This window comes from Clostridia bacterium (assembly GCA_014360065.1).
In the GTDB taxonomy this organism is placed as follows: domain Bacteria; phylum Bacillota; class DSM-521; order Neomoorellales; family JACIYF01; genus JACIYF01.
The window spans coordinates 1-22,696 of record JACIYF010000023.1; the positions used below are offsets into that span (position 1 = coordinate 1).

General features: G+C 53.5%; 22 protein-coding genes. All 22 read right to left on the minus strand.

The window, feature by feature from the left end; translation table 11 throughout:
• Positions 1-385 precede the first annotated feature (385 nt).
• A complete protein-coding gene (locus H5U02_05440; GenBank protein ID MBC7341876.1) occupies positions 386-811 on the minus strand; it encodes a response regulator in 426 nt (141 codons plus the stop codon).
• A gap of 66 nt (positions 812-877) precedes the next feature.
• The gene (locus tag H5U02_05445; GenBank protein MBC7341877.1) at positions 878-1,636 is read right to left on the minus strand and encodes a response regulator transcription factor; all 759 of its coding nucleotides are present in this window, start codon (positions 1,634-1,636) and stop codon (positions 878-880) included.
• A 221-nt stretch (positions 1,637-1,857) separates the two neighbouring features.
• Complete coding sequence (locus tag H5U02_05450) at positions 1,858-1,947, minus strand: cyclic lactone autoinducer peptide (GenBank protein MBC7341878.1); 90 nt, start codon at positions 1,945-1,947, stop codon at positions 1,858-1,860.
• Positions 1,907-2,644: an accessory gene regulator B family protein gene (locus tag H5U02_05455; protein ID MBC7341879.1), complete on the minus strand. Its 738-nt coding sequence runs from the start codon at positions 2,642-2,644 to the stop codon at positions 1,907-1,909. Before H5U02_05455 ends, H5U02_05450 begins: the two co-directional genes overlap by 41 nt.
• Positions 2,641-3,516: a GHKL domain-containing protein gene (locus H5U02_05460; protein MBC7341880.1), complete on the minus strand. Its 876-nt coding sequence runs from the start codon at positions 3,514-3,516 to the stop codon at positions 2,641-2,643. The genes H5U02_05455 and H5U02_05460 overlap by 4 nt, the downstream gene beginning before the upstream one ends.
• Positions 3,513-4,034 (minus strand): hypothetical protein, encoded by a 522-nt coding sequence (locus H5U02_05465; protein ID MBC7341881.1) that lies wholly within the window; start codon positions 4,032-4,034, stop codon positions 3,513-3,515. The genes H5U02_05460 and H5U02_05465 overlap by 4 nt, the downstream gene beginning before the upstream one ends.
• 168 nt (positions 4,035-4,202) lie before the next feature.
• Positions 4,203-6,266: a PAS domain-containing protein gene (locus H5U02_05470; GenBank protein ID MBC7341882.1), complete on the minus strand. Its 2,064-nt coding sequence runs from the start codon at positions 6,264-6,266 to the stop codon at positions 4,203-4,205.
• 121 nt (positions 6,267-6,387) lie between these two features.
• Complete coding sequence (locus H5U02_05475) at positions 6,388-7,065, minus strand: YIP1 family protein (protein ID MBC7341883.1); 678 nt, start codon at positions 7,063-7,065, stop codon at positions 6,388-6,390.
• 17 nt (positions 7,066-7,082) lie between these two features.
• The gene (gene sppA, locus H5U02_05480; GenBank protein ID MBC7341884.1) at positions 7,083-7,937 is read right to left on the minus strand and encodes a signal peptide peptidase SppA; all 855 of its coding nucleotides are present in this window, start codon (positions 7,935-7,937) and stop codon (positions 7,083-7,085) included.
• Positions 7,938-8,130: 193 nt separating this feature from the next.
• The gene (locus tag H5U02_05485; protein MBC7341885.1) at positions 8,131-9,774 is read right to left on the minus strand and encodes a CTP synthase; all 1,644 of its coding nucleotides are present in this window, start codon (positions 9,772-9,774) and stop codon (positions 8,131-8,133) included.
• Between the two features lie 73 nt (positions 9,775-9,847).
• Positions 9,848-10,495 carry an MBL fold metallo-hydrolase gene (locus H5U02_05490; protein MBC7341886.1) on the minus strand — a complete coding sequence of 216 codons (648 nt, stop codon included), beginning with the start codon at positions 10,493-10,495 and terminating at the stop codon, positions 9,848-9,850.
• Between the two features lie 31 nt (positions 10,496-10,526).
• Positions 10,527-12,209, minus strand: coding sequence for an arginine--tRNA ligase (locus tag H5U02_05495; protein MBC7341887.1), 1,683 nt, complete (start codon positions 12,207-12,209; stop codon positions 10,527-10,529).
• Positions 12,210-12,308: 99 nt separating this feature from the next.
• Complete coding sequence (aroF, locus tag H5U02_05500; protein ID MBC7341888.1) at positions 12,309-13,331, minus strand: 3-deoxy-7-phosphoheptulonate synthase; 1,023 nt, start codon at positions 13,329-13,331, stop codon at positions 12,309-12,311.
• Positions 13,332-14,130: 799 nt separating this feature from the next.
• A complete protein-coding gene (locus H5U02_05505) occupies positions 14,131-14,946 on the minus strand; it encodes an SDR family oxidoreductase (GenBank protein ID MBC7341889.1) in 816 nt (271 codons plus the stop codon).
• A 106-nt stretch (positions 14,947-15,052) separates the two neighbouring features.
• Positions 15,053-15,544, minus strand: coding sequence for a 23S rRNA (pseudouridine(1915)-N(3))-methyltransferase RlmH (gene rlmH, locus H5U02_05510; protein ID MBC7341890.1), 492 nt, complete (start codon positions 15,542-15,544; stop codon positions 15,053-15,055).
• A 58-nt stretch (positions 15,545-15,602) separates the two neighbouring features.
• Positions 15,603-16,751, minus strand: a complete 1,149-nt coding sequence (locus H5U02_05515) for a trypsin-like peptidase domain-containing protein (protein MBC7341891.1) — start codon at positions 16,749-16,751, stop codon at positions 15,603-15,605.
• Between the two features lie 155 nt (positions 16,752-16,906).
• On the minus strand, positions 16,907-17,758 hold the full coding sequence (locus H5U02_05520) for a hypothetical protein (protein MBC7341892.1): 852 nt from the start codon (positions 17,756-17,758) through the stop codon (positions 16,907-16,909).
• Between the two features lie 131 nt (positions 17,759-17,889).
• Positions 17,890-18,108: a copper chaperone CopZ gene (gene copZ / locus H5U02_05525; protein ID MBC7341893.1), complete on the minus strand. Its 219-nt coding sequence runs from the start codon at positions 18,106-18,108 to the stop codon at positions 17,890-17,892.
• Between the two features lie 35 nt (positions 18,109-18,143).
• A complete protein-coding gene (gene trxB / locus H5U02_05530; GenBank protein ID MBC7341894.1) occupies positions 18,144-19,082 on the minus strand; it encodes a thioredoxin-disulfide reductase in 939 nt (312 codons plus the stop codon).
• Between the two features lie 191 nt (positions 19,083-19,273).
• A complete protein-coding gene (locus tag H5U02_05535; GenBank protein ID MBC7341895.1) occupies positions 19,274-20,791 on the minus strand; it encodes a peptidoglycan DD-metalloendopeptidase family protein in 1,518 nt (505 codons plus the stop codon).
• A 335-nt stretch (positions 20,792-21,126) separates the two neighbouring features.
• Positions 21,127-22,392 carry a thioether cross-link-forming SCIFF peptide maturase gene (scfB, locus tag H5U02_05540; GenBank protein MBC7341896.1) on the minus strand — a complete coding sequence of 422 codons (1,266 nt, stop codon included), beginning with the start codon at positions 22,390-22,392 and terminating at the stop codon, positions 21,127-21,129.
• 148 nt (positions 22,393-22,540) lie between these two features.
• A complete protein-coding gene (locus H5U02_05545) occupies positions 22,541-22,681 on the minus strand; it encodes a six-cysteine peptide SCIFF (GenBank protein ID MBC7341897.1) in 141 nt (46 codons plus the stop codon).
• Positions 22,682-22,696: the final 15 nt, after the last annotated feature.

Consider the following 22,696-nt stretch of genomic DNA (forward strand, 5'->3'; position numbering starts at 1 on the left):
GCCAAAAACGGCGCCAGTCTTTGGTTTGTAAGTAGGCCAAGACATCACCACAGCTGCAGTAGAGCTTGAAATCCCGCCTGCCAGAAAAAGAAAACAAAGACAAGTGCTTCAGCTCGGACCGGCCGCACCTGGGACAGCGGAGTGCAAGTACCGTATCGGTACGGACAATTTTCATCCTTCTCCCCCCTGGTTGGGTAACTTCGATGTGTGGTAGAGAGAATCCTGCTTCCTCTCCCACAAGGTTTTGGGGCTCTCTTATTATAGCCAACTGGACCGCATTTATCCAGGTCTAAAAATAAGACCTGCCTGTCCGTGCCCATAAGGCAAAAAGAGGGGGCCCATTCCAAAGGGCCCCGGAGAAGGAGAGTTATGTGATGTGCTTTGATTAGGCTACTTGAGGTGATACGCCTGATTGGCCCACCACCTCAAAGAGATCGCGTAAATCAAATGGCTTAACTAGATATTGCGGAAGCGCTGGCTTTGCTGGCGGGGTAGCTCCACACACTTCTGGGTAAGCAGTCATGATCACTACTCGACCAGCGTAATTCGATACCCGCAGCCTCCCCAGTACTTCGTTCCCGCCCATGCCTGGCATTTTCCAATCCAGGAAGACTAGATCCGGTCTCAACGCCTCTATCGCTTCCAACGCTTCCTCACCGCTGGCTACTGCCTTTACTGCAAAACCTTGCTCGCGTAAGGCCATAAACAACAACCGCCTTATCGCTTCCTGATCATCTACTACCAAGATCCTCCCTTTTTCTACCCCCTGAAGCTTGTCTGGGCTATTTGCCCTCTCCTGCTTGTCTTGCACTCTCATCTCTCCCCATTTCCACTTCCACTGCCCTACCTGCACAACCCATGATGCCAACCAATGATATTAACTGGCACTTAAACCGAACCGTTCCCTTAAAGCTTCGGCTTTATCCTCGGTCATCAAGGCTGTCTGATCGGTGTGTTCCATCCGTACCAAGTAGGTATCTCGACCCCAGGGGATTAACTCCTTTATGAAATTGAGATTTATGATATATCCCCGGTGGCACCGGAGGAAGGGTTCTCCACCCAATCGCTTTTCGATGACACCTAACGGCTCGTAAGTGGAAACAGAGTCCAATAAAGTGTGGATCTTGGTTTTACGAAGTTCCCGGGTTATCATTACAATCTCATCGGCATTAAGAAAAACCCAATTGCGCTCCACCAAAACCGCTAGCTTGCGTGCGCTGCCTCCCGGGACCCAGACCGGCGACGAACTTTTGCTAGCTTGTTCCCGTAAGGCCATCAGTTCCTTGATTCGCTCCATGGTCTTGGCGATGCGGTTCAACCGGTAAGGCTTGAGCAGATAATCAAATGCATAAACCTCAAAAGCCTGTTCCATATATTGACTATACCCAGTAGCAAAGACGATAAATATCTGCGGGTCGATATCCACAATCTCCTTGGCCGCTGTTACTCCATCGACGCCTGGCATGTCGACGTCCAAGAAAACCACATCCGGCTGCATCTGCTCCACCAGGTTTAAGAGCTCCTCCCCATTGGCGGCCGAACCCACCACGTACACCCCCTCGATTTGCTCTAGGGTTCGACGTAAGACCAACCGCATCCGGGGATCATCTTCGGCTACCACTACGTTGATTCTCATAATAAGATCAGGTCGCCCCTTTTCCCGCAGTCATCATCTTAGCACTGGGCCTGACGGCCCTGGTAGGCGGCCGGGGAAGCCGCAGCCACAGTTTTGCTGCGGCTCCCTGCCCCTCTAAAAACCGTCTTCCCATCTTCCCTGAAACTCCTGGCTACTGTGCGCTACCTCAATTGCCTGCCTCTCCCCAATCAGCTGTCACCCGGACCTGTAATCCTGCTCGGCTACTTTTTAAGCGCCTTGGGCAGCCGTGGCTGATACCAGGTGATGATACTAGCTGACTTTGCCCCTAGGGACCCGGCCCCCATCAGCATAGAGGCCACAGGGCGAAGCAGGACCTGGCCCAACTTCCTCATCGGCTTCACCTCCTCCCGGCAGGATCCTCGCTAGCCAACTGTCGATAAGCTTCACTACTCTGGTACCCCACGGAGTTAAGCTGAAGGCTTCCATCATTAGGCCCAGGGAGCTAGCCACCCAGATCTCTACCGGTTTTCCGCTCCTCCAGGCCACCCCCAGGCCCCAGAGGACAACCATACCTACCGCTAACCAGCGGAAGCCGTGCTTCTCTTCTATCGCCAAGGGCCTGGCCGGGCTGTCCTGCGGGGCATAGGCTACACAAACGGCCAAGGCCAGAAGAAAAGTTCCCAGGTATAGGATCCATAGCCCTCCGCCCGTTTGGCCCACACCTCCTAAGTATCGGCTGACCAGTTGAGCTATTTCCCCCAGCCCCAGGAAGGTGACCAAACCAAATGTCAGGCAGCGTTCATAGGAGGTACAGTGCACACCCCCGGCTACCAGGCGCAGGGCGCCGGCAGTAATCAATACCGCTAGCACCGCCCCTAGTATCCCCAGGGCCCAAGCCAAAGTCAAAAGGATAATAGCCTTACAGGCCATGCCGGCCAAGGTCTCCAGGCCAAAGCGCATGATATCGGCCTGGTCCTGGTTCATGCCAAGTTTGTCAGCTAGGCTAAAGGCCATCCGGTAGCACCAGCCTGTAAAATCCAGCCTCATTTGTCGCCTCCGCTCGCCTCTGCCTTCTTAGGCAGCTCTGCAGTCATAACCACCCACCCATCCCTATAAGCGGGATATACCTGCCCCCCGTATTTAGTGACAATCGAGCGCACATTGTAAAGCCCGATACCTCGTCCTGCCCCCTTGGTGCTGAAATCGCTGTCAAACATCCGCGCCATCACCTCGGCATCCAAGCGGTGGTAACGGTTAGCTACCCGCAGAACATAACTGACGCCCTTCTGTCCCAGTTCTACTCGAACCGCCCTTTCCCCCAGAGGCATGGTTAGAGAAGCTTCTATGGCGTTATCCAGGAGGTTCCCCAGCACTCCCGCCACCTCGGTAGCCCGAAGCGGCAGCTGCGCCAAGTCCGCTCTCACCTCCACCTCAGTGCTAATTCCCTGGGTCTGGGCGATCCCCATTTTTTTCTGCAACAGGGCGCTCACCGCCGGGTGTCCGGTGCGCACCAGCTGGCTGGTCACCGCTACCTCTTCCAGCTCCTGCTCCAGCATCTGGCGAGCTTCTTCCCAAGCCCCCACCTCCATGAGCCCATACAAAGTTTGGCAAAGATGATTGAAGTTGTGGCGCTGGCTCCGCATTACGTTCATGAGCTCCTCCAGATTCTTAAAGTGGGTTAGCTCGGTTTGCGCCTTGGCCTCCCTTTCCACTTCGCCCACCACAAACCGCACTGACAGCACCGCTGCCACCGTCAAGCCAAGAATTAGCCCGCTGCTTAAAAGTACCGATTGTCCCAGTACTCCATAATGAAAGGCCTGGCTATAAGCTTGGTGATAGCCCAAGTTGATTAATGCCAAAAGCAGCATTTCAAAGAGCAGGACGGCGATTACCGCCAGGGACCGGCTGGTGGAGTTCACTTTTCTTGCCCCCCCACTGGCTGTTCCCCACCTGGTCCCCTAGCCTGGTAAATGGAAAGATCAATTAAGTAGAACTTAGTTACCAGTATGGCCACTAGGAGTGCCAGCGCCACCAGTCCTTGGGGTAAAAAGCACTCTATCCTTAGCCAGGGATCGGCCAATATCTGCTCTAACGGTATACCCGTGCGTTCCAAAACTACTGGGACGGCTAGTGCTTCGATGGCTGCATAAATGGTTATAGATAACAGCATCGCTACCAGAGAGACCCGGTAGGGTAGGTGCAGCACCAACCCTAAGATCAAGGCAAACACCAGCGCCTGAACCAGGGTGTGCACCCCGAAGGGGATGGGCAGAAGCCTTATGCAGTATGAAGCTATTGCCTGCAGCAGCGCACACGCCAGTACCCGCCCCCACGGCACCCGGATGCGAACTAGGCTTAGCCCCAAGGCACTGATCATTATTTCCTCTGGAAAAGATATTAAGAAAACTGTCAGCCACGGCATTCTGTCCATTCCCATATTGTCCTTTCTCTTTTGGATGAACCAAGAAGGATTCCTGCAACCTTGTCCAGAATCCGCAGATCGCATGTCTGAAACTGTAGGATTGCATGTCTGAAACTGCATCCACCAGAATGTGGCAGCAGACAACTAGAACTATTATTAGCGAAGGCATTTCCCGTTGGCAAATTATACAGATTTTACCTCTAATTTTATCGGCAGCCAAACTGTAAAAATCGATCCCCCACCCACCTTGCTCTCCACTTTTATTTCTCCACCATGCTCCTCGACTATGCGCTGGGCTACTGCCAGCCCCAAGCCAGTGCCATTGGGCTTAAGAGTATAAAAGGGATCAAAGATTCGCTCCAGGGCCTCGGCAGGAATGCCGCACCCGGTGTCAGCCACCTTGACAGCTACCGATTTTTGGTCGGCCAAGAAGTGGGTGGTAATAGTCAGCTTTCCGCCCCCGGGCATAGCCTGGATGGCATTAATTATGAGGTTCAAAAACACTTGCTTGAGTTGATAGGCGTCAGCCCAGATCGGTGGTAAGAGCAGGTCGTAACCGCACTTTAAATCGATTTCTTTGAGCATCGTCTCCCCATAGACCAGCGCATGAACCTCATCAATAAGCTCGTTAAGTTGAACCCAACCAAACTGGGATACCTGTGGGCGAGACAGCATCAAGAGTTGTTTCACTATCGAGTCTAGACGATCCACTTCATCAATGATGATGGAGGTCATTTCCCGGCGTCGGTCACCAGGTTCCAGAGTATTCTGAAGCAACTGGACAAAACCGCGGATGGCAGTGAGCGGGTTGCGGATTTCGTGGGCCGCACCGGCGGCCAGTTCTCCGGCCGCCGCCAGTCGCTCGGCTTGCTTCATATATTGCTCCAACGCCAAGCCTTGGGAAGCCGGGTGGATGATGGCAGTAGCGCCGACTACATCGCCTTGGCGGTTGCGCAACACTGAGATATTGGCCTTGAGCGCAACTTGGCGGCGATGCCAGTAGAGCTGCAAATCCAGCCCCTGGATTGGTTCCTCAGTTTCCCATAGGCGCTGTAGCTGCTCCTCTACCTTTCCCCGCTCTTCCAGACATACCATTTCTCCAACTGAACGACCCAATACCTCCCGGCTAGGTATTCCCAAAATCTTTTCAGCCCGAGCATTAATCGATAGGATCTGGCCCTGGCGGTCCAGAATTATCACTCCCTCCAGGCCGTAGCTATCTGCCCAACGCCAGGAAGGCTCACCAGCCTCACAGAACCATTCCCTAAATAAGGCGATCCGAGAAGCTAGCTCCCCCAGGACTACAAAATCAAGATCGTTAAACGCATAAGGCTTGCGGCTTGCCGCGGCTAATCCTCCCGCCAGATCATCCCCGATCCAGATTGGCACCACTAAAAGACACCGAAAGAAACTGGGAGGAGATTGTGGCCCCGCCAAGCAACCTTCCTGTAAATCCCCAATCATGGCCGCCACCCGATGCTCCTCCAATAGCCGCGCCGCCCAAGGCAGGAGATAAGAGCACACCGATGTACCCGAGGGACCATCAATACCGGCAATTATCTCCACCTGGCCACCACCTCCACCCACCTGGCGGCGAAATAGAAAGGTAGCATCGGCCGACGGAACCAGGAAGTGACAAAGCTCAAACAGCCGCTCAGCCAAACCCCTAAATCCTTGCGGCTGGACTCTGGCTGGAGTAGATTTGAAAACTAAGAGCGAGCAGCCCTGTTCTTGGGCAAGAAGGTTTAGTACCGGCCTTTCCCATTGATCCCAGCCGCGCTCGATTAACCTAACCAGGTCATTAGCGGCAGCATACTCCTGCTGCCCCGGCTTAGCCTTGAAGCAAGCACTACTCCGCCTCCGGCACCAGTCTAAATTTAGTACCCCCACCACTTGCCCCCGGTGCCGTAACGGAACCACAATCAGGCTCTGAACCCGCCTTCCATCCCTAAAGGGCTGGCGAGTACGAATAAAGAGAGGTTCCTGATCCACGGATTCGACTAATTTCCCCTGCTGGCTTTGGGCCACATAACCAGCAACCCCTTCGCCCAATATAAACTGAAGCCCTTGGTAGGCTTCGTTGTCCAACCCATGCGAACAGCAGACCACTAACCTTGATTCCTGGCTGTCCCCCTGTCCACCATCTCTAATTAACATGATAAATCCTCGGTCAGCGCCTATAAGACAAATACCCAGTTCCAAGGCGTGATACAGAAATCTGGCCAAACTTTTGGCTAAATGTAACATATCTCCTCCGCCCTTTGCCCAATTCGCTATTTCCAATAAATGCTACCTGATTCGATTAGACAAAGGGCGAAAAAATCCTGCTAGAGCGATTATTTGCCATCAATTTGCCAGGATATTCATTTTACGGCAGCGGAGGCATCATCTCTAACATCCCCCGCATAAAAGGCGCCATAGTTGCCGCCATGGCTGCCGCCATCAGGATTGTCGCCACCACCAGCACAATTAAAGGCAGGATTACAATGGCTAAGGCAGTTCCCCCGGGGAGAGCATAAGCCTCTTGTACAGCATAAACGGTAAGGATGAGCATCCAGATGGCCACTGCCACCGATATTATAGCGGCGAGGGCTAGAGGGGCCCCCGCCAAGCCGATTATGAGGTCGGCAATGGTACCTATCACTGATGGCAGGGCAACAAACCCCATACCCACCCACAACCCCAGCACGCTGCCTTTGCCTCCAAATAGTTCAGCCATCAACCCCAAGACGGAAGCACTGGTGAACCAGAAAAGAAAACCTCCCGCCAAGCTAAAGACTGCTATCATATAGCCCAGGTGCGCCTGTATCGCCAACCCAGCCTCGGAACTAATGCCCAGCAAGCTAGCAAAATCCACACTAGTTTGGTTCAGAGCTAGGTTTATCAGCAAATTAAATATGGTGGCCAAGTAGAACGCCCCTAAAGACCATCCAATGCGGCGGGAATGGGTAAGAGTCCGGAGAGTGGAACGAGGGTTGGCAAAGATCCCATAAACTAATTCCAAGAAGCCTGGGGAGGGGGAAACAAGACCAGGAGGCTCACTCATCTTCAATTCTCCTTTCTTCACGGTTGCTTTGGCACTAAAGGCAATTCTAAGCGGATGCCCCAGCCTTCGGAGGGAACAACCTGCTCGAGCCTTGACGCAGTACTCCCTAGAAACGAGTATAGCCAGCTCAAAGGCGAAGGCCGCCGGTAATAGATCAGTCGGGGCTCACCACTAATACCAGCCAGCTTGGAGGCGTAGTTGAGGGCGTCGTAGAAATTACCCAGGGCATCCACTAGGCCCAACTCTTTGGCCTGCCTGCCAGTGAAGACCCGCCCATCGGCTAAAGATCGAACCTTATCCTCGCTCATCTTTCTGCCCTGAGCCACTACCTGGACAAACTGCTGGTAAATATCATTTACCATTGCTTTTAAGATGTCGCGCTCGGCAGGCGTGAGGGGCCGAGCTGCCGAACCCATATCCTTGTGAGGGCCGCTAGTAATGTTTTCGGTTTTAATACCGATCTTGCGATAGAGCTCTTCTAGATTCTGAAACTGCATGATTACCCCAATACTGCCAGTGAGAGTAGCCGGGTTAGCAACTATGTAATCAGCATTGCAGGCGATCCAATAGCCGCCGGAGGCGGCGGTATCACCCATGGATACTACTACCTTCTTTCCGGCCTCCCGCAGCCGCCTTACCTCATCGCCGATTTCTTGGGAAGCAGAAGCGCTTCCCCCAGGACTGTTGATGCGTAAAAGCACAGCTTTGACCGCAGGATCGTCTTTGGCCCGGGAAAGCTGTTCCATAATGCTAGGAGCAGAAGCCCCACCCGCAGCATAATCATCACCGCTAATGACACCGTTAATGCTTATGACTGCAATCCCCTCACCCCACCCTTTTAGCGACCCACCTGTGCTTGTGCCCCTGGGCATCACCAGAAAGGCTATTATGACAACAATTATTAGGACCCCAATCCCCAGCGCCGCAATCAACCTCTTGGTCACAGCTGCTTCACCCCTTTTGGAAGAAACTCACATTCTTGTATGGTGCGCAGGGTTAAGCCTTCCTATGCACCAGTTCAGCCGCCATCTTACAACTACCACGTTCACACGGGAATAAGCTTGATCAAGACACTGGTGAGCTCGCTAACGAAAGGCCAAGTGGCTGGCTCTCCTCCTCACCTAAAGCCATAGCCACAAAGTGCCGGAACAATGGATGCGGCCGGTTGGGTCGCGACTTAAACTCAGGGTGAAATTGGGTTCCAATAAAGTAAGGGTGATTGGCTAGCTCAATGACCTCCACCAATTGTCCATCGGGGGAGGTACCACCAATGCCTAGTCCTTTTTGCACTAAGAGGTCTCGGAACTGATTGTTAAACTCGTATCGATGGCGGTGTCGTTCCCACACCATTTCCTGCCCGTATATTTGCCACGCCAGGCTGCTGGGAGTCAAGCGGCATGGATACGCTCCCAGTCTCATGGTACCGCCCTTATCGTGGACACCTCTTTGTTCGGGCAAGAGATCAATTACCGGGTAGGGAGTAGCAGCGTTAAACTCAGAACTATGAGCTTCCTCCAGTCCGGCGACATGGCGGGCAAACTCGACTACCGCCAGTTGCATACCCAAGCAAATGCCAAGGAACGGTACCTTATGCTCTCGGGCATAGCGGATAGCGTCAATCTTGCCTTCAATACCGCGATCCCCGAACCCGCCCGGGATCAAAACCCCCTGGCAATCTGCCAAGACGCGCGCCGCATCTATCGCTTCAAGCTGGCTCGAGTGCACCCATTTAATGTTGATTTTGGCATTATAGTAAGCGCCAGCGTGACGAAGGGCCTCGGCAATGCTAAGGTAAGCATCCTTCAGCTCTACGTACTTGCCAACCACTGCTATTTTCACTTGGCGGGCCGGATGCTCGATTCGATATACCATGTCTCGCCAGTCTTTAAGATCGGCCGGGGGGCAACGGAGGTTTAGCCGACGAACTACGATCTCGTCCATACCTTGCTCGGCAAACAGTAGGGGTACGGCATAGATGGAGGAGGCATCTTGAGCCTCTATTACCGCCTCGCGGTCAATATCGCAGAAAAGGGCGATCTTATCCCGCATCTCTTGAGATAAGGGACGGCTAGTCCGGCAAACAATTAGGTCCGGCTGAATACCAATGCTGCGCAGTTCTTTAACTGAGTGCTGAGTAGGTTTGGTTTTAGCCTCTCCCGCCGCCTCTAGGTAAGGAACCAACGTAACATGGATGTACATTACATTATCGCGGCCCAAGTCACTCTTCAACTGGCGGATGGCCTCTAGAAAAGGAAGTGACTCGATATCGCCCACGGTACCTCCGATTTCAGTTATGACCACATCGGGCGAACTCTCGATAGCCACCTGGTTGATCCGATCTTTGATTTCATTAGTAATATGGGGGATTACCTGAACCGTTCGGCCTAGATAATCCCCCCGTCTTTCCTTGGTAATCACCGACCAATAAATCTTGCCGGCGGTGACATTGCTGCTTTCGGTAAGGTTCTCGTCCACAAATCTTTCATAGTGTCCTAAGTCCAGGTCAGTTTCGGCACCATCCTCGGTGACGAATACCTCCCCATGCTGATAAGGACTCATAGTGCCAGGGTCAATGTTGATGTAAGGGTCGAATTTTTGAATTGCTACTTTGAGGCCCCGGCTTTTTAGCAATCGGCCAAGGGAGGCGGCAGTTATACCCTTGCCAAGTGATGAAGTAACTCCCCCGGTCACAAATATATGTTTTGCCATCCAGTGGTGCCTCCTTAACGTTATGCGCTCTTACTATTCTAGCCTCGCTAAGGAAGCACTGTCAACCACATTGCTAGCGCTGGCGCCAGTTCAACACCACTACCTGGGGTCGGCTACTTATCGTATCCAGGGCAGCCCGGGAGAGCTCCAAAACATCGCGCTGTTCGACAGCAGGGAAATGCTTGGTAAACGCTTCTACCGGTCCCAGCTCAAAGCTTAGCGCCTCAGTCTTAAAATGCATCGGTACGATAACGGCCGGAGAAAGCGATTTGGCCACTTCCACTGCCTCGTCAGGTTCAACAGTAAAGACACCACCGGCCGGTACCAAGACGACGTCCACGGGCCCAATGGCTGCCCTTTGTTCTGCGGTGAGGAGGTGTCCCAGGTCGCCCAAATGGCATACCCGCACCCCATCGGCTTCCAGCACAAAGACTACATTAGGACCGCGTTCAGCCCCGTGTACCTTATCGTGCTCGGTGCCAATGCCTCGGATTCGGAAGCCCTTGATTTCATACGTTCCAGGCTCAGTGATAACCTTGGGGTTCCCGTTTACCAGTTTGGCTGCGCAGTGATCAAAATGTTGGTGGCTACAGGTAACCACATCAGCCGCTTCTTTAGGCAACGCGTACCCCACATGAGCCTCTGGCGGATCAGTCACTACCTTGATCCCCGCTTCCGACTGCACCAAGAAGCAAGCATGGCCATACCACTGCAAACGCATCATTCATCCCCCCAAGCCTTTGGTTTAAGTTTTACATTCGTTCGGGTGCCTGAACTCCCATAAGGCCCAGAACGTTCCTAAGAACGATCTTGGTAGCCTTAATTAAGACCAAGCGAGCTTTCTGTAGGCTAGGCTCCTCCCCCAATACCCGGCACTCAGTGTAAAAGCCGTGGAAGTAACTGGCCAAATCGTAAGCATACCGCGGCAGGCGGTGAGGTTCCAGTGCCCGGGCAGCACCGGCTACCACCTCAGGAAAATCAGCCAATTGGCGCATTAAAGCCAACTCGGCCGGATGCTTCAATACCTCTAGGTCAGTGTCAGCAGCTTTAGGTATCTCAATGCCATCGCGGCTAGCCTGGCGCAAGATGCTTGCGATGCGAGCGTGGGCATATTGGACGTAGTAAACCGGGTTATCCGAAGATTCCTGTTTGGCTAGATCAAGGTCAAAGTCCAAGTGACTATCCGCGCTCCGCATGAGGAAAAAATAGCGGGCTGCATCTACTCCTACCTCCTGAATTAGCTCCTCCAGGGTGACGTATTGTCCAGTCCGTTTTGACATCCGCAGTATTTCTCCGCCCGAAAAGAGTCGTACCAGCTGCATAAGTATCACTTCTAGGCGGCCAGGATCCTGCCCTAAAGCTTCCATGGCGGCGTGCATGCGGGCTACATGCCCATGGTGGTCGGCACCCCAGACATTGATAACCCGGTCAAAACCCCGCTGGAACTTGTTGAGATGGTAAGCAATATCAGCAGCAAAATAGGTGGGTTGACCGTTAGAACGAACCAAGACTTCGTCTTTGACATCACCAAAACGACTGGCCCGAAACCATAACGCCCCATCCTGCTCATAGGTGTATCCGCGCTCAGTGAGCTGTTTCACAGCTTCTTCTACTGCCCCTGAGTCATGCAAGGACTGCTCGGAAAACCAAACGTCGTATTTGACTCGAAACTCCTCCAGCACCCGACGAATATGAGCCAACTTTTCCCTTAGCGCATACTCGGTAAGGGCCCGCCGTCGCTCAGATGGAGAGGCCTCAAGATAACGATCGCCTACTTCGGCCACTAGGTGCTGCATGGTTTCAACCAAGTCCTCGCCATGGTAGCCATCGTCGGGGACCTTAGCATCTTGACCTAGGAGCTGCAAATAACGGGCCTCTACCGACAAGGCAAAATTCTCAATCTGGTGCCCGGCATCATTAATGTAAAATTCGCGGGTAACTTTATAACCGCTAGCAGCTAACAGGTTGGCCAAGGTGTCCCCCAAAGCTGCTCCTCGAGCATTGCCCATGTGAAGCAGCCCAGTGGGATTGGCACTCACAAATTCTACCTGTATCCTTTGACCCCGCCCCAGGTCATTTCTGCCGTAAGCTTCGCCTTCAGCTTCAATGACCGGTAGGACCGCATACAGCCATCCCGAAGCCAAAGTAAAATTAATGAACCCCGGCCCAGCTATTTGGATGTCGTCTATCCATGTATCCCGGCGGTCAAAATACTCAACTATAAGCTCGGCAATCTCCCGGGGGGGACGCCGGACCTCCCGGGCCAGCACTAAAGCTAAGTTGGTGGCCAAATCACCATGTTGTTTCTCTCGCGGCACTTCCACCACAAAACCGGGAAGGTGGCTAATTTGAAGTTTGCCCTGGCTTTGGCATTCTGCCACCGCCTGCTGTAGCCGTTGCTTGACCTGTTGGTAAATCTCCTGTACCAGATTCACTAGCGCTAACCTCAGCTCCTTCCCTTCGGCCTTTGCAAATAATTCCGGTATCATTATACCATAGCCACCAAATTCCGGAAGTCAATCTACAAGCCCAGCCTAGCCGTAGCTGAGATGGCGCCCTACCGCCCTAGCCACCGGAGGTAGAGTCTGCATCAACTGGGCAAACTGATCTAGGTTGAGAGATTGGGGTCCGTCGCTCAGCGCCCGGATAGGATCCGGGTGAACCTCAAGCATGATACCGTCAGCCCCCGCCGCAATTGCCGCCCTGGCCATAGCCGGAACCAAAGTCACTTTCCCGGTACCATGGCTGGGATCAACCACTACCGGAAGGTGGGAAAGCTCTTGAGCCAAGGCCACAGCACTAAGATCCAAGGTATTGCGGGTTCCATTTTCGTAGGTTCGAATACCCCGCTCGCAAAGGATTACTTCCTCATTGCCAGCATCGAGGATGTATTCGGCCGCCATTAGCCATTCCTCCACCGTAGCCGCCAAACCTCGCTTGAGCAGTACCGGCTTGCCCACCCGCCCTACTTCCCTTAAGAGGCCAAAGTTTTGCATGTTTCTAGCTCCCACCTGAATGACGTCGGCATACTGAGCGACTAGCTCAACATCCCTCGTGTCCAGTGCCTCAGTGACCACAGGCAGAGCTACCTCGTTCGCAGCTTCTCTCAACAGCTTCAGGCCTTCCTCCTCTAGGCCCTGAAAAGAATAAGGGGAGGTTCGAGGCTTGAAGGCCCCTCCTCGAAGCAGGTCAGCTCCAGCCGCTTTGACGGCTCTCGCTGCCTGGTAAATCTGCTCAGCGCTCTCCACTGCGCAAGGCCCAGCAATGACCGCCACCGAACTGGATCCTATTCGGGCTCGGCCGACGGTAATTACGGTCTTTTCCGGATGCAGTTCTCGACCTACTAATTTGTAAGGCTTGAGGATAGGGACAATCTTCTCGACCCCGGGCAAATGGATGATGGCCTCTGAGCTAACCACTTTTTTGTCACCGATGGCACCAATTACGGTCTTTTCCTGACCGTAAATTGGATGGGTTTTAAAACCCAATTCCACCAGCCTGGCCTCGACTCGGGCTATATCTTCGCTGCTAGCCCCTGGACGCATTACTACTATCATGCTCGCACCTCCTAGATTAATACAAAAGCCTCCCCGCCCCACCTTATTAGTAGGGACGAGGAGGCTACCCGCGGTACCACCCTAATTGGCTCGGTCAAAAAGCAAGCCCGCTCAGTAGGTACGGGAACTATGCTCACACCAACCAGTTAGGTGAGTATAGCTCCGATACCCCCTTCCTTGTAACGGCGGAAGCTCCGGGCCCACCTACTATCCTAGTTCTTGCCCAAACCATTACCTCGGACTTGGGAAGAAACAGGAATTCAGCTGCCGGCTCCAGGGAGAACTTCAGCTTAGCTTCCGCCGCCGGGCTTACACCCTCCCCAGCTCGCTTGGGCTTCCGCTAACCCTACTTTTCCCTTTCCTCGCCTTTACCAGTTATGCTTGTTACTGATATTATACGCAGGCAGTATGGTTCGCGCAACCCCCAGCTCGCCTGGGGATTCCCCACTTTTCAGCCTGCTTTGGCTTACGCTCGCTCCAGAAACCCTCGCGGGCCAAACTAGCGCTCGGCCTCAAGCTCCGGCGGACTTCCCGGCAAATTCGACCTCCTGTCTCAGTTGCCGGCCTCGGGCATCCATGCCCTCGGGTCCGCCTCCGCTTTCGGCCTCGTTAAGTTTGGCTACCGCTAGGGTTTAGTCGCTCGGCTTTCAAGCCAGAGCAGGCCTCCCCAGCGAAAACTGGGAATAACCCAGCCAGCTCGCCTGGGGATTCCCCGGCCAGCTCGCTGCTAGTAAACGGCGCCGGCCAGTTCGCGTTCAGCGTTGCCAGGGGTCACCGAGTTCCTTTTCGCAAGAGGCAACTAAGCCCCTAGCCCGCCGTCCACTGCTAGGATGTGGCCGTTAACGTAATCAGAAAGAGGCGAAGCCAGAAATAGTATAGCTCCTGCCGCTTCCTCCGGAGTCCCTAGTCGACCCATGGGAATAAAGAATAACATTGCCTGCCGCTGATCTCTGGGAATCCCTAATGGAATCCTGCCATCAAAAGTCTCGCCCTTTTCCTTCTCATCGGTCAGTCGGGTTGCAATTGCCCCAAAAGCCACCGCATTGCAATTAATATTGAAGCGACCCCACTCCTTAGCTACCGTCTTGGTGATCCCGCCTATAGCTGCCTTAGCAGCGGCGTAGTTGATCTGGCCAACATTGCCGTGGGTGCCGGCCAGAGACATTACGTTAACAATTTTGCGAACCACTGGTTGTCCCCTGCCCATCTCCTCTTTAGCTGCCTCGCGCATGTAGGGCGCCGCGGCACGAATCATCCGAAAGGTAGCTGTGGCATGTACCTCCAACATGGCCTGCCACTGCTCATCGGTCATTTTATGGAGCATACCGTCCCAAGTATAACCAGCGTTGTTGACCAGGATATGCAAAGCTCCAAAGGTTCCCACTGCCACTTGCATTAACTGGTCAGGTAGCGCCGGATCGGTCACGTTGCCCGGCCAGGCTAAGGCTTGACTGCCGCAGGAGATGATTTCCTTACAAACCGCGTGTGCCGCTTCTGCTTCAAGATCATTGACCACTACCTTAGCCCCTTCTTTGGCCATCATTAAGGCCGCGGCCCGACCAATCCCACGCCCGGCACCAGTAATGATAGCTACCTTACCATCTAACCAACCCATGGTCTTTCCCTCCGAAAAAAATTTACTTCCAGCCCCCTAACATTACGAATGTTTCCACATTTCCTTTCGCTTTCCTGCCAGGTCGCAACGCTTTAAATCCAGGCTGCTACCGGTGATAGGGTTCATGTCGAAGGATCTTGAAGGCTCGGTACAGTTGCTCTAAAAGCATCACCCGGGACAATTGATGGGGAAAGGTCATGCGGGACAAAGAAAGTAGTAGCTCAGCTTTGGCTTTCAACCCTGGGTCGATCCCCAAGGTACCACCAATGACCATGGTGAGCGTGGATTGACCTGAGGATTCCAACCAGCGCAAGAATTCAGCCAACTCTTCCGAGGAGTACATTTTTCCCTCCGGCGTCAAGCAAACCAGGTAATCGCGCTGACCAATCTCTTTCTCTAGATCCTGGGCTTCCTGTTTTAGAACCAACCCTGCTTGGGCAGGGTCGATTTCGCTTGTCGATCGTTTGGCCAGGGGCCTATCTTTGACCTCGATGATGGAAACGTGAGCATAGGGCCGAAGCCGCTTCCGGTATTCGGAAGCGGCTTCGGCCCAATACCTTTCCTTTAACTTGCCAACTGCCACGATCTTGATCTCCATGCTGCCGCCCACCCTGGTGCCTGACCAGTTAGCTCGGTTCACCAGGTAAGGATTGCCCTTACTGGCTTGGCATTTCTCCCAAGGTAACGCTCAATTCCAGGCGGTTATTGTTGCGCACCACTATCACCTTAACCACATCACCAACTTTATGTCCACGCAGCGCATTCCGCAAGTCGGAGGAGGTGCGAATGGGCCGGTCATCAATCTGGACGATTACGTCGCCCTCTCTCATTCCTGCCTTCATGGCTGGGCCACCCGGGAATACTCCTCCCACGTAGATACCCACTGGATAACCAAACCACTTAGAGGCTTGCTCACTTATTTCTTGATAATTATAGATCCCCAGGAATGGCCGGCTCACACGCCCTTTCTGCAATAGCTGCTGGATAATGGGGCGAGCATCATTAATAGGGATGGCAAAACCCATACCCTCCACCCCTGGGACCGAGATCTTGGCGCTGTTGATGCCAATAACCTGGCCCTGGGCATTGACCAAGGCACCACCGCTATTGCCAGGATTGATGGCCGCATCGGTCTGGAGAACCCTCAACGTAACCTCCCGGTTGGCACTCGTTTGCACCGTAATTTCCCGGTTCAGCGCGCTAATCACCCCCATGGTGACACTGCGAGCAAATTGCTCCCCGAGGGGGTTGCCGATAGCTACCACCAAGTCCCCTACCTTCACCTTGTCGGAATCGCCAAACTGAACCTGGGGCAACCTTAAAGCAGCAATGTCAGGTGCCTCAATTTTGACTACTGCCAAATCGCTATCGGGATCGGCGCCCAAAATCTTACCCTCGTATTCCCGATTTTGGTCGATACGTACCGATAGTCGCACCGCACCAGCTACCACATGATTATTGGTAACCACATAGCCATTGGCGGCATCAAATATCACCCCGCTGCCCGAGGCAACGTCAGTATTGCCAAAGAAATCCCTGCCTTGGTAATTGGTAATTCCTACTACGGCTGGACCTACCCGGTCAGCAATACTACTTACCCCAGACGTACTAATGTCGACTGGAGGAAGTGGGCTGGCGGGAATCCCCGGCGTAGTAGCTCCCGGAGGATTCGATCCCCGAAAGGATGGACCCAGCGCCACGCCCAACATCCCGCCCACAATGCCGCTGACTACGGCTATGACAACGACTGCTAGCCAAAGCAGATTGCGCCGCCTGCCGTACCCACCGCCGTCAAAGTAGCTCATGCCTTCCCAACCTCCGTTGAAATTATACCGCTTGGCGCCTGGTTTTATCCTTGGACCAAGAAATAGTCAGCGCCTAAACATTCTCCTTAGGGTTATGGGAAGTAATTGGCTACAACCAAGGAAATTCCTTCCGCCATAAGCCCTTTAGTTGATGCCTAGGCCGCCAAACCATAGCATTGCCTAAACTCTTGCTCCCAGACGGCTAGGCTTATACCCAGCTGGCTCTTAAGAGCTTGATTTAAAGTCATACCTTGCCCAAGGGAGTCTAGCACTACTAGTAGCTGGTCCCACCCAAAACGGTTTACCAGTAGGTCAATTGCTGCTAGAGACTGCCGATAGGCCTCAATCTGGGTAACGGGGTCGTCCATTTCTTGGTCTAGAGTTGAAAACAAAAAAGGGCTTCTGCTATAACCATCGGCTTTATCGATGCCCCCGAAACTAAACCCAGTAACCGCTCTTTCCACATATTGGGCCACTCCCTCCGTCAACCAGCGAGGATAGTTGCCACGGGCCCGAATATCGAGTAGATAATGGGCTAACTCATGCGCCATCGGGCCATCGCGAATAAGCTCTTCAAGGTCGGGCTTGTCCATCCAAACGCTAGGAGCTAATAACCGAATGGCGCCGCCCCAATAGACTCCCATTACCCCTTCCTTTTGAGGCCAACCGAAGCTGCGGTTGAGGCTGGCTTGGTCGGGGTAGAGGATTAATCTAATGGGCCCGGTTGGCTTAATCTGCATGATCCTGGTTGTAGCTGCAAAAACTGCCTCCCCTGCCTCCAGCGTTAGCCTGGCGTCACCTTCCTGGGCAGGCAAGTATTTAATTTCAAAGTGCGAACTATCCATAGTACGCCAATTGTAGGTATCAATCGCCAGCTCGGTTCGAGCCATAGCTGATACCGCCCGGCTAGCCAGCAAAGCCGGAAGGGCAGGCCGACATAAGAGCGCCGATATTATCGCTAATATTACCAGCGCCGAGAAAACACTGGCGAATCTCCACTCCCCCATGTTAACCCCCCTATCTACCGGCCCAATCCATCCAGGCATAGCCCAGTGGATCGGTCAGCCTCCCGAAGGCATTCCCTAGTATTATATAGCTTGGGGAGGGGGAGTGGAAATCGGTAATCTCTGCCTCCTAATTAGGCAGGCTCATAGCCCGCTTCCTTGATACTGGCCTTCATCTGTTCTATTCCTACCTGGGCAGGGTCATATTCTACTCTTACTTGCCCGCCTTGAAGGTCAACTGTAGCATTAGTTACCCCGGTTAGCCGTTTGAGCGCTCCCTCTACTGCCATCTTGCAGTGATTGCAGCTCATTCCTTCAACTTTGATGACTACCGATTGCTGCACCCTATTCACGCCCCTTCTTGCTTAGATCCACGTAAGTTCCTATACTACGCACGCAGGTCGGAAATATACTTCTGGGCCGCCATGGCCGCCCAGGCTCCGTCGCCTACCGCTGTAGAAACCTGCCGGAGGAATTTTTTGCGGACATCTCCAGCGGCAAAGACCCCTGGTATGTTGGTGGCCAAGAGTTCATCAGTAATAATATAGCCGTTTTCATCTAGATGAACTTTCCCGCTCAGAAATGCAGTGTTAGGTATGGTGCCAATAAAGATAAATACCCCGTCGGCAGCCTCTTCGCTCACTTGTCCGTTGTCGGTCCGACGCAGGCGGACGCTTTCCACCTTGTTGGTACCCTGTATCCGTTCTACTACCGACTTGAGGCGAAAGTCAATCTTAGGATGGCTCCGGGCACGTTTTTCTAAGATTTGGGCCGCTCGAAAGGCATCGCGCCGGTGTACTATCACCACCTGGCTGGCAAATTGAGTTAGAAACAAGGCTTCCTCTAAAGCTGAGTCGCCGCCTCCTATAACCATTACCTTCCGGCCTTTGAAGAAGGCACCATCGCAAGTGGCGCAGTAGGATACGCCCCGACCCCGGAATTCTTTTTCACCCGGAGCTCCAAGTTCTCGAGGTGAGGACCCCATAGCCAATATTAGAGCCGGGCTTTCATATGTCCCCCGGTTGGTTACCACCTGCTTGGTCGCAGTTTGGTCACCATCAGGTAGGTTGATTTCCTCTACCTCCTCGGTAATCAGACTGGCTCCAAAACGTTGGGCTTGCTCGGCAAATTTTTGCATCAGCTCTGGTCCGCCTATGCCCTGGGGAAACCCCGGGTAGTTCTCGATCACGTCAGTGGTGGCCGCCTGCCCCCCTGGTAACCCCCGCTCCAAGATCAAGGTTTTAAGCCCGCCCCGGGCTCCGTATAATCCCGCTGTCAAACCTGCTGGCCCACCGCCAACCACAATCAAGTCATAGGCATTGTTCATGACCTCACACCCCTACTCCATGTTACTTTCCATATTGCCCAATCAGGGAGAGATTAGCCGCTGAAAAGAGCGCCCATGCCAATTCTAGATGCTCCCTACCTAGGGGTCAAGAGGCTTTTTCGGAAATAAAATCCCCTGCGAAATATCATCGCAGGGGAACAAAAACGATTAACCTCAATGCTGAAATCGCTTCAGCTTAAGTAATTCAGCGGGTTTCGATAGGAACCACCCTCGAGCACTTCGAAATGCAAGTGGGAACCGGTAGCATTACCGGTAGCACCAACCGCACCAATTACCTGACCCCGACTCACTCGCTGGCCTGCCCTTACCGAAATTGCCGACAAATGCGCATACCTAGTTACCAACCCGCCGCCGTGGTCGATCACCACCATTTGTCCGTACCCGCCGCCCCAGCCGGCATATACCACTACCCCAGAAGCAGCAGCGTGCACCGCTTGTCCGGTGAAACCATCGATGTCAATGCCGCTATGGAAACTACCCCATCGACTTCCGTATCCAGAGGTTATGGCGCCACGAATGGGCCAAGCCAAAACTCCAGAACCGGAAGACCAACTGCCACCGGAACGAGAAGCCAGCATAATCTTAGTCCCTTGGCTGACTATCTTGGCAACCGGCTCCTTTAGGGTATTCTCAGCCAAAACCGTCCTAGATACTTGCACTCCGTTACGTACAGTGACCTGGTATTTTATCTCCTTAACTCCCTCCTGGCCTGCCTGAACTATCTTTTGTTGGCCGCGCCAGAGAGAATCATCTTTCCGCACGTCGGTACTGTAAGGAATGGGCTGGGTGACCGTCTGAACATAACGGGCCACCACATGAACCAACGGTTTGGGCTTGACTAAATTCAACTTATCTCCAATGTCAATTCGCTCTGAGGTCAGCTGCGGATTGGCTTTGCGCAGATCCTCGGGCCACATGCCGTTGGCTCGGGCTATGCTCCACAGCGAATCCCCTGGCTTGACCACATATACCTTGGTCTCAGAAGCTCCGGTCTGAAGAAGCTTAACTGCCTCATCCACTGACATTATAGCCCTTAAAACCGCATAATGCGGCACCACTTCTACCTTTTCTTCGAACCGGACTTCTTGTACTTGGATGTTGCCACCCCCGGGCAGGTATGCCTCTTTCAACTTGGCTAAGGCCTGCTGGGCCTCAGCTTCATCCTTTAGCACCACTTCCACCTTACCATTGACTGCAATTCCACAAACGCGGCTACCCAACACCAAAGCTTCAAAGATTCTAGGCAGCTCCTCGTTGGGTGTTATTTGCGACTGGTCCGCCCGCACCCGGTTGAAACTGATGGAGTGAACGGTGCTTACCTCGCCGACTCCAAGTTTCTTACCTTGGGCCAGCAGAAAAGCAGCTAGTGCCTTCTCGGCCTCTGCTCGGTCTTGAACTAAAGCGATCCGCTGACCGTTAACTAGCATTTCATAACAGTTAGGGGCAGTAGCTACATAGCCTAGTCCCGCTATTGCTACTACCAAGGCGACCACGGCTAGTCCCAGCCCCCGTCGCCGCTCTGTAGGTAAAGCCTCAAGCCTTGACCACCACAGCCGGCAAAAGATCTTTAAAGCTGCTAATCTGCCGCCCAACCAGGTATACGCTGAAATCAGGCTCGAAAGGACCTTGGCCACAACGCCGCCTTTTCGTAGGCTAGCCAAACGGTGGCCCAACTTAGAAAACTGCATCTCCTCCCCCCTTTCTCCTCCCCAAAAACACATATTTCTGGCGGGGTCGGTAGTCCCCGCTCCCTAATAGTGCCCAACACTCAACCAATAGTCACTCGCAACCCAGCAACACTACTAGTTATCTCGCTTCCCGTATGAGCAAGCCGCTACAATATTTTTGTCCCCCTACTGAGCAACTTTTTTAACTTGCTTGCTGCCAATTCATTAATTGGTTTTAAGTTGCTGCCCCTTCGATAAAAAATATATGCTCCCCGGCGCGGATTGCACACAAAGGGCCTATTCGCCACTAATCACCAAAATCCTCCTAGAAATGTTGAAGCTGTCATCCCCGAAAGTCAGATTGAGCCATCGGGGTGGTGAGCTAAATACCGTTTAGCCTGTACGTAGAGGCCAGCCTCAATCCGCAGCTTCTGGATAGCGCATCCTAGCGCGTAAGGATGGTATAGATCACCCGAGGAAGCCCAAGCATTGGCGTGGCACCCACCGCCGCACCAGAAACGGGCCCAGCAATCCCGACAGCTAGGTTTGTTGCCTACGTGCGCCCTGCGAAATTCATCCACCAGTTCTGACCGCAGAATTCCCCTGGTCACATCCCCGAGCTTGAATCCTTCTTGCCCAACCAGCTGGTGGCAAGGGTAGATTTCCCCTTCAGGCGTCACCGCCAGATAATCGTAGCCAGCCCCGCAGCCAGTGATGCGCTTGGCTAGGCAAGGACCGTGTTCGAGATCCAAATTAAAATGATAAAAGGAAAAAGGCCGTCCTTGCTGCTCTCGCTCGGCTACCAGGAAAGCTAGCCGCTGGTATTGCTGAGCCAGCTCCGGTAAGTCTGTTGGCCGGAGAGCATAGTCAGGAGGCGCTGCTTCTGCATCTCCTCCTACCTCAGCCACCACCGGCTCCAAAGATATGTTTTTTAGCCCCAAATCATCGACGAGGTGCATGGCATCGGCGCAAAAATCTAAGTTGTACCGGGTGTAGGTACCACGAACCCAATAATCGACGTGGTTGCGAGACCTAGCTACCGCTTGAATCTTGGGAGATACCAGATGGTAGCTTCCGCCCTGGCCGCCTGGTCTAGGCCGCATCCGATCGTGAATCTTTGGCCTCCCGTCCAGGCTCATGATCAGCGACACTTGAGCCTGGTTAAGAAAAGAGAGCTTCTCGTCATCCAGCAACACCGCATTGGTGGTGAGGGTAAAGTGGATGCTTTTTCCGTGGCGTTGAGCTTGCTGCCGCCCATATCCAACTAGATCCTGGACCGTGGCAAAATTCATCAGCGGTTCGCCGCCAAAAAAGTCAACCTCCAGGCGGTCAAAGTCACCACTTTCGCGAATCAGCAGATCCAGAGCCGCCCGCCCTACCTCAACTGACATTAAAGCTGTACGGCGAGCTCCGCCGGGGTGCCCTTGACCAGCGAAACAGTAGCGGCAACGCAAGTTGCAGTCATGAGCCACGTTCAGGCATAACGCCTTCAATCCATTGGTAGGTATCAGTCCTTCGGGATAAGAAACAGGATGGGGCTGTAGGACCGCCGCTAGCTCTTCAGCGGCCGCCCTACATTGATCCGAAGGAATGCCACCTTTTTGCTCCCATGCGTCCAACATCGCCCAGGCATACTCATCCAGCACATGGACGGCGCCCCTGTTAGCATCCACCAATAAACGAAGGTCGTTGCAGGTAAAACGGTGCCAGTCGGCTGCCCACCTAATGGATTCTGGATCTGGCAGGGCAGTGGCGACAATGTCCCCAGTTTTATTTATTCTCGACACAGGGCAACATTCCTACTGTACAGGAGGTCTTACAGGCCGATTGACAGGATACCTGGCACCCCTTGCACCCTTGGCCCTGCTTGAAGCCGCCTTTAGCTACCGTGATAACGTGTTTGGAACTCACCGTCAAACTCCCCCC

Coding starts and splice junctions, on each gene's coding strand:
- H5U02_05445 (MBC7341877.1), bottom strand. CDS start 1,636: ATGAGAATCAACGTAGTGGTAGCCGAAGATGATCCCCGGATGCGGTTG.
- H5U02_05450 (MBC7341878.1), bottom strand. CDS start 1,947: ATGCTGATGGGGGCCGGGTCCCTAGGGGCAAAGTCAGCTAGTATCATC.
- H5U02_05455 (MBC7341879.1), bottom strand. CDS start 2,644: ATGAGGCTGGATTTTACAGGCTGGTGCTACCGGATGGCCTTTAGCCTA.
- H5U02_05465 (MBC7341881.1), bottom strand. CDS start 4,034: ATGGGAATGGACAGAATGCCGTGGCTGACAGTTTTCTTAATATCTTTT.
- H5U02_05470 (MBC7341882.1), bottom strand. CDS start 6,266: ATGTTACATTTAGCCAAAAGTTTGGCCAGATTTCTGTATCACGCCTTG.
- H5U02_05475 (MBC7341883.1), bottom strand. CDS start 7,065: ATGAGTGAGCCTCCTGGTCTTGTTTCCCCCTCCCCAGGCTTCTTGGAA.
- sppA (MBC7341884.1), bottom strand. CDS start 7,937: ATGCCCAGGGGCACAAGCACAGGTGGGTCGCTAAAAGGGTGGGGTGAG.
- H5U02_05485 (MBC7341885.1), bottom strand. CDS start 9,774: ATGGCAAAACATATATTTGTGACCGGGGGAGTTACTTCATCACTTGGC.
- H5U02_05490 (MBC7341886.1), bottom strand. CDS start 10,495: ATGCGTTTGCAGTGGTATGGCCATGCTTGCTTCTTGGTGCAGTCGGAA.
- aroF (MBC7341888.1), bottom strand. CDS start 13,331: ATGATAGTAGTAATGCGTCCAGGGGCTAGCAGCGAAGATATAGCCCGA.
- H5U02_05505 (MBC7341889.1), bottom strand. CDS start 14,946: ATGGGTTGGTTAGATGGTAAGGTAGCTATCATTACTGGTGCCGGGCGT.
- rlmH (MBC7341890.1), bottom strand. CDS start 15,544: ATGGAGATCAAGATCGTGGCAGTTGGCAAGTTAAAGGAAAGGTATTGG.
- H5U02_05515 (MBC7341891.1), bottom strand. CDS start 16,751: ATGAGCTACTTTGACGGCGGTGGGTACGGCAGGCGGCGCAATCTGCTT.
- H5U02_05520 (MBC7341892.1), bottom strand. CDS start 17,758: ATGGGGGAGTGGAGATTCGCCAGTGTTTTCTCGGCGCTGGTAATATTA.
- trxB (MBC7341894.1), bottom strand. CDS start 19,082: ATGAACAATGCCTATGACTTGATTGTGGTTGGCGGTGGGCCAGCAGGT.
- H5U02_05535 (MBC7341895.1), bottom strand. CDS start 20,791: ATGCAGTTTTCTAAGTTGGGCCACCGTTTGGCTAGCCTACGAAAAGGC.
- scfB (MBC7341896.1), bottom strand. CDS start 22,392: ATGTTGGACGCATGGGAGCAAAAAGGTGGCATTCCTTCGGATCAATGT.